Source organism: Acidobacteriota bacterium (assembly GCA_020845575.1).
In the GTDB taxonomy this organism is placed as follows: domain Bacteria; phylum Acidobacteriota; class Vicinamibacteria; order Vicinamibacterales; family Vicinamibacteraceae; genus Luteitalea.
Genome location: JADLFL010000073.1, coordinates 1 through 13,626 on the forward strand (window position 1 = coordinate 1; position 13,626 = coordinate 13,626).

The following is a 13,626-nucleotide window of genomic DNA, read 5'->3' on the forward strand; positions in this document are numbered from 1 at the left end:
GCTGACGACCGGGCTGAAGCCCGTTCGCTCCACCTGAATCCGGTGGCCCCTCGCCGAAGCACCGGAGGCGCGAAGGCGGGCCGGTGCTGCCCTGAGCGAGCGAAGCGAGTCGAAGGGTCGCCCGGCCGTGTTCACTTCCGAACACCTTTCCGTCCGACTCTGAACGGCCCGGAAACGGAGATCGCGAGAATGCGGGGCTGAGGCGGGCACGCGGGTTGCTCTTCTCCCGTCCGTGGATCGGCCTCTCGAAGCCTCCGTTCGTCGACGACTGCTCGCCAGGCGCTGGGTGCCGCTCGCGCTTGGCGGCGTGGTCGTGGCGTCGGGACTCGTGTGGGGCACCGACCTGCTCAGGCCGTCGGTGCGACGCAGCAGCATCAGGACCGCGCGCGTCGATGCGGGGCCGCTCGAGGCGTCGCTGACGGCGTCTGGCACTGTGGTGCCGTCCATCGAACACGTGATGGCGAGCCCGATCGACGCGCGCGTCATCGCCGTGCTGCGGCGCGTGGGCGACGCCGTGAAAGCCGGCGATCCGATCGTGCGGCTCGACACCAGCGCGTCGGAACTCGACGCCGAGAAGCTGCGCCAGCGCATCGCCATCAAGGACAACGAGCAGGCGCAGGCGAAGCTCACGCTCGAAGCGAAGCTGATCGAACTGGACGGCCAGATCGCGTCGAAGGATCTCGAGCTACAGGCCCTCCAGGCGGCGCTGGCGAGCAACAGGTCGCTCGCGAAGGAAGGCCTCGTGTCGCAGGAAGGCCTGCGCGAGTCGGAGCTCAAGGCCGCCCAGGCTGGCGTGGATCTCGCGCGCCTGAAGCAGAGCCGCGCCAATGCCGAGACCACCAGCCGCGCGCAGCTCGACGGCCTGTCGCTGGAGATGGTGTCGCTCCGCGCCGAGGACGCGCAGCAGCGACGGCTGCTCGAGCGCACGACCACGAAGAGCGATCGCGATGGCGTGCTGACGTTCGTCAAGGACGAAGCCGGTGCGCTCGTGAGGCAGGGCGAGGTGCTGGCCCGCGTGGCAGATCTCTCCACCTTCCGCGTCGACGCCACGACGTCGGACATCAACGCGTCGCGCGTCAGCGCCGGCCTGCCCGTCGTCGTGCGGCTCGACGCGCTCACCACCACAGGCCACGTCAGCGTCGTCGAACCGCAGATGCAGAACGGTGCGCTGCGCTTCCAGGTGTCGCTCGACGAGGCCAGCGCCGCGTGGCTGCGATCCAATCTGCGCGTGGACGTGCAGGTGATCACCGATCGCAAGCCGCGCGTCCTGCGCGTGGCGCGCGGTCCGTTCGCGCAGGGCGGCGGCGCACAACTGGCCTTCGTGCTGCGCAACGGCCGCGCCTATCGCACACCCGTCCGCTTCGGCGTCTCGAACTTCGACTACTTCGAGATCGTCGAGGGTCTCGCCGAAGGCGACGAGATCATCGCCTCGGACATGCGCGACTACGAAGCCATCCCGGAACTGCGCGTGAAATGAGGCGGCCTGAGCCGTGAACCGAAAGTGTCCCCCATGATCCACCTCGAACAGATTCAGAAGGTCTATCGCACCGATCGCATCGAGACGGTGGCGCTGGCCGACATCAACCTCCGCGTCGAGCAGGGCGAGTTCGTCTCGATCATGGGACCGTCCGGGTGCGGCAAGAGCACGCTGCTCAACCTGATGGGCCTGCTCGATGAACCCAGCGACGGACGGATCACGCTCAACGAGAAACCCGTCGACTCGTACCGCGATCGCGACCTGGCGCGCATACGCAATCGCGACATCGGCTTCATCTTCCAGACCTTCCACCTGATCCCCGACCTGAAGGTCGTGGACAACGTGGAGCTGCCGCTGCTCTATCGCACGAGCTCGGCGAAGCAGCGGCGCACGCTGGCGACCGAGGCACTCGAACGCGTGGGCCTCGGGTCGCGCACGGACCACTTCCCGTCTCAACTCTCCGGCGGACAGCAGCAGCGCGTCGCCATCGCCCGCGCCATCGTCGGCAAGCCGATCGTGCTGCTCGCCGACGAGCCGACGGGCAACCTCGACTCGGCGATGGGCGACGAGGTGATGGGCATCCTCACCACGCTCAACACCGAGGGCACCACGATCGTCATGGTCACGCACGACCCGCAGAAGGCCGAGCAGACCCACCGCATCATCCGCCTGTTCGACGGCCGTCAGGTGATGTGATGCTTGCCAGCTACCTCACGCTCGCCTGGAAGGTCCTGGCACGCCGGAAGGTGTTCACGGCCATCAGCCTGTTCGGCACGAGCTTCACCCTCGTCGTGCTGACGGTGGCCGTCGCGCTGTTCGACCACACGCTCTCGCCGATGCCACCCGAGGTGAACCTGAACCGGACGTTGGTCATGAACCGTGCTCGCATGCAGGGCGACGGCAACACGTGGCAGAGCGCGCCGGGCTATCGGCTCATCCATGAATACGCGCGCAGACTGCCTGGCGTCGAACTGATGACGGTGCAGACCGAGGGATCGCTCGCGGTGTCGTTCGTCGACGGCCGCAAGATCGAGTCGACGCTCAAGCACACCGACGCGGAATTCTGGCGCGTCTACCAGTTCGTGTTCCTGGAAGGCAGTCCGTATGTCGACGCCGACGTCGAGTCGGCCCGACTGTCGCTCGTGATCAACGAGACGAGCCGGAAGCGGTTCTTCGGCGGCCAGGCGGCGCTGGGCCGCTACATCGACGCGGATGGTCAGCGGTTCCAGGTGATCGGTGTGGTCGAGGATGTCCCGTCGATGCGCACGCCGTCGGCCGACCTCTACGCGCCGCTCACGACGCAGAAGTCGAAAGGGTGGGAAGAGGAGTACCTCGGCAACTTCACGCCGGCCTTCCTGCTCGGCCCGGGCGCCAGGCCGGAGGACGTGCGCGCCGAGTTGCACTCACGCCTGTCGACCTGGAAATCCACGCAGTCGCAGTGGAAGACACTGTCGGCGACGCTCGAGACGCCGTTCGACAGCATGGGACGCAGTCTCTATCCAGGAGACACGGACTTCACACGCACCTACGGCGGGTTCCTGCGGGGGATCCTCCTCATCGGTGCGCTGATGTTCATGGCGCTGCCGGCCATCAACCTGGTGAACCTGAATGTGAGCCGAATCATGGAGCGGGCATCGGAGATTGGCGTGCGCAAGGCCTTCGGCGCGTCGAGCCGGACCCTGGTCGTGCAGTTTGTCGTCGAGAACCTGGCACTCACGGTGATCGGCGGGCTGATCGGCTTCCTGCTGGCCGGAGTCGTGCTGCGGGCCATCAACCAGAGTGGACTCATTCCGTACGCCGCACTCGCCCTCAACGCGCGCATCTTCCTGTGGGGCCTGGCACTGGCCATCGCCTTCGGGCTGCTCTCGGGGGTCTATCCCGCCTGGCGCATGTCGCGCGTCCACCCGGTGGTCGCCTTGAAGGGAACGAGGTAGATCATGGCCCTGCACCTGCTGAAGTTGATCTGGAACCGCAAGCGGTCGAATGCCCTGATCATCGCGGAGATCCTGCTGTCGTTCCTCGTGCTCGCGGGCGTGACCACGATCGCGATGCACTACTGGCGGAACTACCAGTCGCCGCTTGGCTTCTCGTACGCGCGCATCTGGGACATCGTCGTGCGCGTGCCCAGGGGGATCGATTCGACACCTGACGTGGAACGCGAGCGCCTCGCGCGCTTCTCACGCCTGGTGGACGCCGTCCGCCAGATGCCAGAAGTGGAATCGGTGAGCCACATCGAACTGCCGACGTTCCGCAACTGGCAGTGGAACAGCGACTTCAACCTGCCCGACGGGCGTGAGGTCGCGTTCAACGGCAATCGCGGCGGCGACGATCTGGCCGAGACACTGTCGATCCCGGTGGTCGACGGCCGATGGTTCTCGCGCGAGGACACGGGGCAGAGCTGGGAGCCTGTCGTGATCAACGCGGCGATGGCGCGCCATGTCTTCGGCACCGAGCAGGCGGCAGGCAAGACGATACCGCGCGGGGAGAGACCGGGCCGGCGGAGCAGTGGTCCTCCGCAGCGGCCGCAGCGTGTCGTGGGCGTCATTCAGGACTTCCGGCAGTTCGGGGAGTACTCCACGCCAGCCAACTACCTGTTCGTGCGCAATGACATCGTGTCCGCGTCGCAGCCGCCCACGCCGGGATCCCGCACCGCAGCGGAGACCGGTGCCCGCGGCGACGGCACCTCCGCGACGCCCGATGGGTCGGCCGACAGCGACCGCGTCGACGCACGGCTGCCCAACGCCATCGTCGTGCGCGTCCGCCCTGGCGTCACCGCGGAGTTCGAGGAGCGGCTGGTGACGACGTTGCAGGCCATGGCGCCGGACTGGAGCTTCGGCATGAAGCCGACCGCGGATGTGCGGACCGAGTACCTGCGCAGCACCTACCTGACGCCGCTGGCCATCATGGGAATGGTCGCCGGATTCCTGTTGCTGATGGTGGCACTCGGCCTGAGCGGCGTGCTCTGGCAGAACGTGACGCAGCGGATTCGCGAACTCGGCCTGCGCCGCGCGAAGGGCGCCGACCGCGCGCGCATCAGGCGGCAGATCCTCGCCGAGATCGCACTGATGACCAGCATCGGCATCGTCGCCGGAGGGCTCCTGCTGGCGCAACTGCCGATGCTCGGCTGGCTGGGAGTCGTGCCAGTGAGTGTGTTCGTGGCCAGCCTCCTCCTCGCCGCGACACTGCTGACGCTGTTGACGACGTTCTGCGGCTGGTATCCCGCCTTGCTCGCCACCCGCATCCCGCCCGCGGACGCGTTGCGGTATGAATAGACCTGCATGCATCCGATCCTCATCGTCGACGATGACGACGCCGTGCGGGCGTCGCTGGCGTTGCTGCTGAAGCAGGCCGGCCTGAAGACGCACGCCGTGGGCACGCCGGATGCGGCGTTGGCGTGGCTTGCCGCACATCAGTGCGCGCTCGTGCTGCAGGACATGAACTTCTCGCGACGCACGTCTGGCGACGAAGGCATCGACCTGCTGCGACGCGTGCGAGAGGCGCATCCATCGCTTCCGGTAATCCTCATCACCGCGTGGGGGTCCATCGCGCTCGCCGTCGAGGGCATGCGGCTCGGCGCGGCGGACTTCGTGACCAAGCCGTGGACCAACGCCGCGCTGCTCCAGACGGTGCGCACGGCGCTCGGTGTGGCAGGCGCGACAGCGGGTCCAGACACCACGCCGATCACGCGCGACGATCTCGACGCCAGCTTCGACTTCGACGCCATCGTCACGGCCGATCCCCGCATGCTCGCGCTGCTGCGCCTCGTGGGTCGCGTGGCGGCCACCGATGCGTCCGTGTTGATCACGGGAGAGAGCGGAACGGGTAAGGAACTCGTTGCAGACGCGCTGCACCGCAACAGTCATCGCCGGCGCAAGCCGTTCGTGAAGGTGAACCTGGGCGGCGTGTCGGCGTCGCTCTTCGAGAGCGAGATGTTCGGGCACGTGCGCGGCGCGTTCACCGACGCGCGGCACGACAGGCAGGGTCGCTTCGATCTCGCCGACGAGGGCACGATCTTCCTCGACGAGATCGGCGACCTCGACGCGTCGTCGCAGGTGAAGCTGCTGCGCGTGCTCCATGACCGTACGTACGAAGCGCTCGGCTCGAGCCAGCCGCGCACGGTGGACGTTCGCGTGGTGGCCGCCACCAATCGCTCGCTGCCGGACATGGTACGCCGCGGGGAGTTCCGCGAGGACCTGCTCTATCGCATCAACCTCATCACGGTGCCGCTGCCGGCGCTGCGCGAACGGGCCGGCGACATTCCGCTGCTCGCGCGGCGGTTCGTGCAGGCCATCGCGCAGCAGCAGGGGCGCGATACGTTGACGCTCGGCCCCGGTGCCATCCGGTGGCTGCAGGCACAGCCCTGGCCGGGCAACATCAGGCAGCTCAAACAGTGGATCGAGCGCGCCGCGCTGGTCGCACCGGGACCGGTACTCGATGTCGCTGACTTCGAAGCGACGGCTTCCATGGAGCGCACCGCGCCATCGTCAGGTCCCGACACGCTGCCCGCCGTAGGCAGCATGACGATGGAGGAGATCGAACGCGCGATGATCCTCAAGTCGCTGCGACACCATGGCGGCAACCTGAGTCGCGTGGCCGACTCGCTGGGCTTCAGCCGCGCCGCGCTGTATCGTCGACTGGAGAAATACGGAATCTCGGTGTGACGCTGCGGCGCCTCTTCTACGCGTACCTCCTCGCGCTGCACGCCGTGGCCGCCGTCCTCGCGTGGCACGTCGCCGGTGACGTGCCGTGGCGAGTGCTGCTCATCGAGGCAGGACTCGTGGCGTCGGCCCTCGCCGGCATGTGGCTCGTGGACCGCCTGCTCCGCGCGCACGCGCTCGTGCAAGAGAGCGCGCAACTGCTCGAAGAGAGCGACTACACCACGCGCTTCAGGCCAACCGGACAGGTCGAGATCGATCGCCTGATCGCGATCTACAACAGGATGGCCGACGCCCTGCGCGCCGAGCGCGTGCGCGTACGGGAGCAACACCACTTCCTGCAGAGCCTGCTCGATGTCTCGCCGTCGGGTGCCGTGATCCTCGATCACGACGGACGCGTGGGCTTCCTCAACCCCGCCGCCCGGCGGTTGCTCGGGCCCGATGTGGAGCCCGGCGTGATGGCCGCGTCGACGGGCAAGCTGCTCGGTAACGTCATGGTCGCGCTCGATGCGTCTGCATCGGCGATCGTCACGCTGGGTGGGGGCCGCCGCGCGAAGGCGAGCCGCGGCTCGTTCATGGATCGCGGGTTCAGCCGTACGTTCCTGCTCGTCGAGGAATTGACCGACGAACTGCGCCAGGCCGAGCGCGCGGCCTACGAGAAGCTGATTCGCATGCTGTCGCACGAGGTGAACAACTCGGTGGCCGCGTCGAATTCCCTGCTCACATCGTGTCTGGTGCTCGCACAGCAACTGCCGGAGGAGTCGCGCGCCGATCTGGATGGCGCGCTGCGCGTGGTGATGACGCGCACCGGGCAACTCGGTGCGTTCATGAAAGCGTTCGCCGACGTCGTGCGACTGCCGGAGCCACGGCTGGCATCGTGCGACGTCAATGCGCTGCTCGAACACCTGTGCCGCCTCATGGCCGCGGACGCCGCGAGCCGCGGCATCGCGCTCGACATGTCGCTCGCTTCCATCCCTTCGGTGTCCCTCGATCGCATGCTCATGGAGCAGGCCCTGGTCAACATCGTCAAGAACGCGATCGAGGCGGTGGACCGCGGCGGGCGCGTGATCGTCCGCACGGGCATGAGCGGCACGCAACCGTTCATCCAGATCGAAGACACCGGCCCCGGCCTTGCGCCGGAAGTCCAGGCACACCTCTTCACGCCGTTCTTCAGCACCAAGGAGTCGGGTCAGGGTATCGGCCTCACGCTGGTGCAGGAAATCCTGACGCGCCACGGCTTCGCCTTCTCGCTCGACGGCCCGCCAGGTGGCCCGACACGTTTCACGATCTGGATGGGATGCGAGGCCGGCAACGGGCAACCGGCAACCCGCAACCGGCAAGACACGATGGAGTGAACGGGCGGCAGTGACTGTGGGGACATCGCGTCCCGGCGCGGGTGGTGACGGACGGTGTGGGCGACCGGTTGCCGGTTTTGCCGGTTGCCGGCCGTTCCGCATTACCCTTTCCGCATGCTGCACCCGCATCGGTACTTCGACCCGGACCCTGCCACGCGGAAGATCGCGATCGACCTCTATACACAGGTGGAGTCGCTGCCGCTCGTCTGCCCGCACGGACACGTCGAGCCGGCGCTCCTGGCGGGCAACGCGCGCTTCCCCGATCCGGCGACGCTGCTCGTCATCCCCGACCACTACGTGACGCGCATGCTGTACTCGCAGGGCATCGCGCTCGAGCGGCTGGGCATTCCCACGCGCGACGGCACACCGGTCGAGACGGATCCCAGGCGAATCTGGCAACTCTTCGCCGACCACTTCCATCTGTATCGCGGCACGCCGACCGGCGGATGGCTGAAGCACGAGTTCGAAGGCGTCTTCGGCATCACCGAGCCCCTCAACGGCGCGAACGCGATGGCCATCTACGACCATCTCGACGCGTGCCTCTCGCAACCCGAGTATCTGCCGCGTGCACTCTACGAGCGCTTCGGCATCGAGGTGCTCTGCACCACCGATGCCGCGGGTGACACGCTCGAACACCACAAGGCGATGCGCGACGAAGGCTGGGGCAACGTGCGGCCGACGTTCAGGCCCGACATGGCCGTCACGCTCTCGCACCCGTCGTGGCACGCGGAGATCGATCGCATCGGTGCGCTCACAGGCGAGTCGATGTCCACGTACGCCTCGTTCATCCGCGGACTCGAGTCACGCCGCGCCGCGTTCAAGGCGCTCGGCGCCACCGCCACAGATCACGCCGTCGTCGTGCCCTACACCGAGCGGCTGGACGATGGCGAGGCTGGTGCGCTCTATGAGCGTGCACTCGCCGGACGCGCGAGCCAGGCCGACTCGGACCGCTTCGGCGCGCACATGCTGATGGAACTGGCGCGCATGAGCGTGGAAGACGGCCTCGTGATGCAGTTGCACCCGGGCAGCTTCAGGAACCACAACACCCGCATCTTCGACCGCTTCGGCCCCGATCGCGGGTGCGACATTCCGCTCGCCACCGAGTACACGCGCAACCTGCACGCGCTGCTCGACGCGTGCGGCAACGAGCCCGGATTCACACTCGTGCTCTTCACGCTCGACGAGACCACGTACAGCCGCGAGCTCGCACCACTCGCCGGACACTACCCCGCCGTGGTACTCGGTCCGCCGTGGTGGTTCCACGACAGCGTCGAAGGCATGCTGCGCTTCCGCCACATGGCCACCGAGACGGCCGGCTTCTACAACACGGCTGGCTTCAACGACGACACGCGCGCGTTCCCGTCGATCCCCGCCCGCCACGATGTCGCCCGCCGCGTGGACGCGACATTCCTGGCGCAACTTGTCACGCGTCACGTGATCGACGAGTCGGAGGCACACGACGTAATCGGTGAGCTCGCTACGGGACTGGTGCGCCGCGTATATCGACTCGGTGACTGAAGCTGGCTCGAACGGTGACACCGGTCCCTCACGGCGCTGGCGTAGAATGACGGTCGTGTCCGACATTCGTGTATTGGCCGACGCGTTGTACGCCGAGGAGATTGCACGGGCACGCGCGATGAGTCCCGAGGACAAGCTGCTCGAAGGCCCGCGCCTCTTCGACCGGGCCTGCCGTCTGATGGCCGTCGGAATCCGCCACGAACACCCACAACTCGACGAAGCCGCCGTGCAAGCCCTGGTACGCGAGCGACTGGCCATTGCCGACAGGCTCGAGGGTCGTGAACGCTGACGAGGCGGTCGTCGCCGTACTCATGGCACACGGGCGTTGCTGGAGGAGATTCGGCAGTCGGTGCCGTGAGGCGCGGGGTCATCGGCAACCACAGCCAGCCGTCCTGTACACTGGCCCGCGTGTCGCGCCTGGTCGTCTCTCTTGCGCTGCTGGCGGCATCCGTCGCGTGCTCGCGCGAACCTGCGTCTCCGGGCATGGCAGGGGCACCTCCCGTGACCGACATCCATTCGTTCGCGCGGCCGGCAGACGCGCGCGTGACGCACGTCTCGCTCGACCTGACGGCAGACTTCGACGCGCACGTCCTCTCCGGAAGCGCGACGTTGACCTTCGAGCGCCGGCCCGGCGTGCGTGAACTGGTCCTCGACACGCGCGGCCTCGACATCGCGCGCGTCGTCGATCACCGGTACGAAGCGGTGTCGTTCACGCTGCAACCGGCTGTGGAGCACCTCGGACAGGCGCTCACGATCGCGCTGCCGACTACAGGCGATCGCGTGCGCGTCGAGTACCGCACGCGGCCAGACGCCGCGGCACTCCAGTGGCTCACGCCCGCGCAGACAGCCGGCAAGCGATACCCGTACCTCTATTCGCAGGGCCAGGCGATCCTCACGCGCACCTGGATCCCGACGCAGGACAGCCCCGGCATCCGCCAGACGTACGACGCGGCGATCACCGTGCCGCGTCCGCTGAAGGCAGTGATGGCCGCGGAGATGCTGACGCCCGACGGCGAGGGCGCCGGCGACACGCGCACGTTCAGGTTCCGCATGGAGCAGGCGATCCCGCCGTACCTGATCGCGCTGGCGGCGGGCGACATCGCGTTCCGGCAGCTCGGGCCACGCACCGGCGTCTACACGGAACCGGTGGTGCTGGATCGCGCGGCGAACGAACTCGACGACATCGAACGCATGGTCTCTGCCGCCGAAACGCTGGGTGGACCGTATCGCTGGGGACGCTTCGACGTCCTCGTGCTCCCGCCGTCGTTCCCGTTCGGCGGCATGGAGAACCCACGACTCACGTTCGCCACGCCGACGATCCTCGCCGGCGATCGCTCGCTCGTCTCCCTCCTCGCGCACGAGCTCGCGCATTCGTGGTCGGGCAACCTCGTGACCAACGCGACGTGGGGCGACTTCTGGCTCAACGAAGGCGTCACCACGTACTTCGAGAACCGGATCATGGAGGCGCTCTACGGGCCCGAACGCGCGCAGATGCTGGCCAGTCTCGGCCGCGGCGAACTGACGCGCGAGATGGCGGCGCTGCCGGCAGCCGACACGAAGCTCGCCCTCGATCTCCAGGGCCGCGACCCTGACGATGGGATGACGTCGGTGGCGTACGAGAAGGGTGCAGCGCTGCTCCACACGATCGAGCGCGCCGTGGGTCGCGATCGCTTCGACCCGTGGCTGCGCGGCTACTTCAACCGGCATGCGTTCACGTCGATCACGGCGCAGCAGTTCGTGACCGACCTCGAACAGGAGCTGTTTCAGGGCGACGAAGCCCTGCGCAACCGCCTCGCCGTGCGGGAGTGGATCGAGGAGCCTGGCCTGCCGGCGTCGGCAGCACCTGCGCAGTCGCCGGCCTTCGCGCAAGTGGATGCCGAGGCACAGCGATTCGCCGGCGGCGCGCGCGCAGCGTCACTCGCCGTCACGCGGTGGACGCCGCAGCAGTGGCAGCACTTCCTCGAACGGCTTCGGTCGATCGCGCTCACGCACGCACAACTGCGCGATCTCGACACGACGTTCTCGCTGAGCGCGTCCGGCAACAGCGAGATCCTGTTCGCGTGGCTGCGCGTGGCGGTGGCACGACAGCACGATCCCGCCGTGCCGGCGCTCGAACGGTTCCTCTCCGGGCAGGGGCGCCGCAAGTACCTGCGCCCGCTCTACGAGGATCTGATGCAGACGCCGTGGGGTCAGCCGATCGCGCGACGTACGTACGCGCAGGCCCGCGCGTCGTATCACGCCGTCTCGGCACGAACGCTCGACGCCATCGTCACCGGCGAATCGCGATGAAGATCGCGACGTGGAACGTCAACGGCATTCGCGCGAGGGGCGCGCAGGTCGAGCAATGGCTCGACGCCGAGCAGCCGGACATCCTCTGCCTCCAGGAGATCAAGGCGTCGCCGGAGCAGGTGCCCATCACGCTCGCCGCACGCGACGACTACTGGTCCTGCTGGCACGGGAACGGCGGCTACTCCGGCGTGGCGCTGCTGGTGCGTCGCGGGTTCGTGGCGGCGGACAGCCAGCCGGTGCACCCCGCGTTCGACTTCGAGTGCCGCGTGGCGAGCGTGACGCATGACGACATCGACGTCATGAGCGTGTACGTGCCGAACGGCGGGAAGGACTTCGCCGCGAAGATGCAGTTCCTCCAAGCGCTGGGCAATCACGTGGCCGACGTCCATCGCAACGGACGACGCGTGATCCTGTGCGGCGATCTGAACGTCGCGCTCACGGATCTCGATCTGCATCCGAAGGAACGCAAGCCCGGCGCGATCGGACAGCGCCCCGACGAACGTGCGCTGCTGCAGCAGATCATCGACATCGGTCTCACTGACGTCCATCGCGCGCAACATCCGGACGATGAGGGGTTGTTCACATGGTGGGCGCCATGGCGTAACCTGCGTCAACGCAACATCGGCTGGCGTATCGACTACGTGCTGGCGACGGCGTCGATCGGTGCGGACGCGACGCGAGCCGAGTGTCAGCGCGAGTTCGGCACGAGCGACCACGCACCGCTCGTCGTGGAGTTCTCATGAGCGACGGAGAGAGTCGGAAAGGACATCGCGTGCGCACGCTGTCGCTGGCGTGCGCGACGATCGCCATCTGTCTTGCGGCGACACCGTTCGCGCAGCGCGCGCCGGTGCAGGCGCCGCGGCCAGCACCGCGCAAGCCGAACATCGTCCTCATCCAGGCCGACGACCTGGGATGGGGCGACATCTCGTCGTACGGGCAGCAGCGCTACGCGACGCCCAACATCGACAGGCTCGCGGCTGAAGGCACTCGCTTCACGCAGTACTACTCGGGCAGCACGGTGTGTGCGCCGTCGCGCGCGTCGCTCATGACCGGGCAGCACACGGGACACGGGCGCATCCGCGGCAATGGCGAGATTCCGCTCGAAGACGAGGACCTCACGATGCCCGAGCACCTGCGCGCGCAGGGCTATCGCACGGCGCTCGTCGGCAAGTGGGGGCTCGGCTTCGAAGGCACGCCGGGCCTGCCGGAGAAACAGGGCTTCGACGAGGCGTTCGGCTATCTCACGCACCAGCAGCCGCACAGGCAGTACACGGATCGCCTGTGGAAGAACGGTGCGTGGATCGACGTATCGCCCACCAACGATTTCACGAGCGATCTGTTCACGCAGGCAGCCGTGGCGTTCATCGAGCGCGCCGGGACGCAGCCGTTCTTCCTGTACCTCGCGTATCCGCTCCCGCATGCGGAGTTGCGCGCGCCGGAGGAGGCGATCGCGCCGTTCCGCGGACGTTACCCGGAGACGCCGTTCGTCAACGCGAAAGCTGATGCCACCACGCCCGTTCCGCCGTACAGAGTGAGCGGCGGCTATCGGTCGCAGCCGACGCCGCGCGCGGCGTTCGCGGGGATGGTCGCGCGCATGGACCAGGGGGTTGGCCGCGTGCTTGACGCGCTTCGTACGCGCGGTCTCGACAACGACACGATCGTGCTGTTCACGAGCGACAACGGACCGCACAAGGAAGGTGGCGCGGACCCCGAGTTCTTCGACAGCAACGGACCACTGCGCGGCATCAAGCGCGACATGTACGACGGCGGCATCCGCGTGCCGATGCTCGTACGGTGGCCGGGACACGTCCCCGCCGGGCGCACGAGCGAGATCGTGTGGGCGCACTGGGATCTGCTGCCGACGTTCTCGCGCCTGGCTGGTGCGGCCCCGCCAGCGGGCATCGACGGCGTCGCGATGCAGGACATGCTGCTCGGCGGGCAGACGAATCCGGCGCCGGACCGCACGCTGTACTGGGAGTTCCACGAACGCGGCTTCCAGCGCGCCGCACGGCGCGGAAAGTGGAAGGCCGTATGGCTCGCCGCCGGCAGTCCGATCGAGCTCTACGACATCGAGTCGGACATCGGCGAAACCACCAACATCGCGACAGCCCACGCGGACATCGTCCGCCAGTTCGAAACGTTCTTCGCCACCGCCCGGACACCGTCGGAGCACTGGCCATGACGAGGGATTCCGGCAACAGGCAACCGGCAACGGGCAACCGGTCTGGGAGTCGGCTGCAGGCACCGAGCACCGACATTCGCTATTCGTCATTCGTCATTCAGTATTGAATGTCTGCATTCCCGGCATTCCCGGCATCGCGGCATTACATCC

The 13,626-nt window shown here is 67.6% G+C and carries 11 protein-coding genes; all 11 read left to right on the forward strand.

From position 1 onward, the window contains the following. Positions 1 to 232: 232 nt before the first annotated feature. The 11 genes from IT182_18880 to IT182_18930 all read left to right on the forward strand — a co-directional run bounded on the left by IT182_18880 (position 233) and on the right by IT182_18930 (position 13,476). Positions 233 to 1,477, forward strand: coding sequence for an HlyD family efflux transporter periplasmic adaptor subunit (locus IT182_18880; GenBank protein MCC6165415.1), 1,245 nt, complete (start codon positions 233 to 235; stop codon positions 1,475 to 1,477). Between the two features lie 33 nt (positions 1,478 to 1,510). Further along, positions 1,511 to 2,173, forward strand: coding sequence for an ABC transporter ATP-binding protein (locus tag IT182_18885; GenBank protein ID MCC6165416.1), 663 nt, complete (start codon positions 1,511 to 1,513; stop codon positions 2,171 to 2,173). Then, on the forward strand, positions 2,173 to 3,411 hold the full coding sequence (locus tag IT182_18890; GenBank protein MCC6165417.1) for an ABC transporter permease: 1,239 nt from the start codon (positions 2,173 to 2,175) through the stop codon (positions 3,409 to 3,411). Before IT182_18885 ends, IT182_18890 begins: the two co-directional genes overlap by 1 nt. A 3-nt stretch (positions 3,412 to 3,414) precedes the next feature. Continuing rightward, the gene (locus tag IT182_18895; protein ID MCC6165418.1) at positions 3,415 to 4,749 is read left to right on the forward strand and encodes an FtsX-like permease family protein; all 1,335 of its coding nucleotides are present in this window, start codon (positions 3,415 to 3,417) and stop codon (positions 4,747 to 4,749) included. A gap of 6 nt (positions 4,750 to 4,755) precedes the next feature. Continuing rightward, positions 4,756 to 6,138 carry a sigma-54-dependent Fis family transcriptional regulator gene (locus tag IT182_18900; GenBank protein ID MCC6165419.1) on the forward strand — a complete coding sequence of 461 codons (1,383 nt, stop codon included), beginning with the start codon at positions 4,756 to 4,758 and terminating at the stop codon, positions 6,136 to 6,138. Further along, the gene (locus tag IT182_18905; GenBank protein MCC6165420.1) at positions 6,135 to 7,487 is read left to right on the forward strand and encodes a PAS domain-containing protein; all 1,353 of its coding nucleotides are present in this window, start codon (positions 6,135 to 6,137) and stop codon (positions 7,485 to 7,487) included. The genes IT182_18900 and IT182_18905 overlap by 4 nt, the downstream gene beginning before the upstream one ends. Positions 7,488 to 7,601: 114 nt before the next feature. Continuing rightward, positions 7,602 to 9,005: a glucuronate isomerase gene (gene uxaC / locus IT182_18910; GenBank protein ID MCC6165421.1), complete on the forward strand. Its 1,404-nt coding sequence runs from the start codon at positions 7,602 to 7,604 to the stop codon at positions 9,003 to 9,005. Positions 9,006 to 9,060: 55 nt separating this feature from the next. Continuing rightward, positions 9,061 to 9,294: a hypothetical protein gene (locus tag IT182_18915; GenBank protein MCC6165422.1), complete on the forward strand. Its 234-nt coding sequence runs from the start codon at positions 9,061 to 9,063 to the stop codon at positions 9,292 to 9,294. Positions 9,295 to 9,488: 194 nt separating this feature from the next. Beyond that, entirely contained in the window at positions 9,489 to 11,294 is a 1,806-nt protein-coding gene (locus IT182_18920; protein ID MCC6165423.1) for a M1 family metallopeptidase, read from the forward strand. Continuing rightward, entirely contained in the window at positions 11,291 to 12,037 is a 747-nt protein-coding gene (gene xth, locus IT182_18925; protein MCC6165424.1) for an exodeoxyribonuclease III, read from the forward strand. The genes IT182_18920 and xth overlap by 4 nt, the downstream gene beginning before the upstream one ends. Next, positions 12,034 to 13,476 (forward strand): arylsulfatase, encoded by a 1,443-nt coding sequence (locus IT182_18930; protein MCC6165425.1) that lies wholly within the window; start codon positions 12,034 to 12,036, stop codon positions 13,474 to 13,476. The genes xth and IT182_18930 overlap by 4 nt, the downstream gene beginning before the upstream one ends. Positions 13,477 to 13,626 lie beyond the last annotated feature (150 nt).

What these genes read in the sequence shown, in the direction of transcription:
- IT182_18885 (MCC6165416.1), top strand. Translation starts at nt 1,511, where the DNA reads ATGATCCACCTCGAACAGATTCAGAAGGTCTATCGCACCGATCGCATC.
- IT182_18890 (MCC6165417.1), top strand. Translation starts at nt 2,173, where the DNA reads ATGCTTGCCAGCTACCTCACGCTCGCCTGGAAGGTCCTGGCACGCCGG.
- IT182_18895 (MCC6165418.1), top strand. Translation starts at nt 3,415, where the DNA reads ATGGCCCTGCACCTGCTGAAGTTGATCTGGAACCGCAAGCGGTCGAAT.
- IT182_18900 (MCC6165419.1), top strand. Translation starts at nt 4,756, where the DNA reads ATGCATCCGATCCTCATCGTCGACGATGACGACGCCGTGCGGGCGTCG.
- uxaC (MCC6165421.1), top strand. Translation starts at nt 7,602, where the DNA reads ATGCTGCACCCGCATCGGTACTTCGACCCGGACCCTGCCACGCGGAAG.
- IT182_18920 (MCC6165423.1), top strand. Translation starts at nt 9,489, where the DNA reads ATGGCAGGGGCACCTCCCGTGACCGACATCCATTCGTTCGCGCGGCCG.
- xth (MCC6165424.1), top strand. Translation starts at nt 11,291, where the DNA reads ATGAAGATCGCGACGTGGAACGTCAACGGCATTCGCGCGAGGGGCGCG.
- IT182_18930 (MCC6165425.1), top strand. Translation starts at nt 12,034, where the DNA reads ATGAGCGACGGAGAGAGTCGGAAAGGACATCGCGTGCGCACGCTGTCG.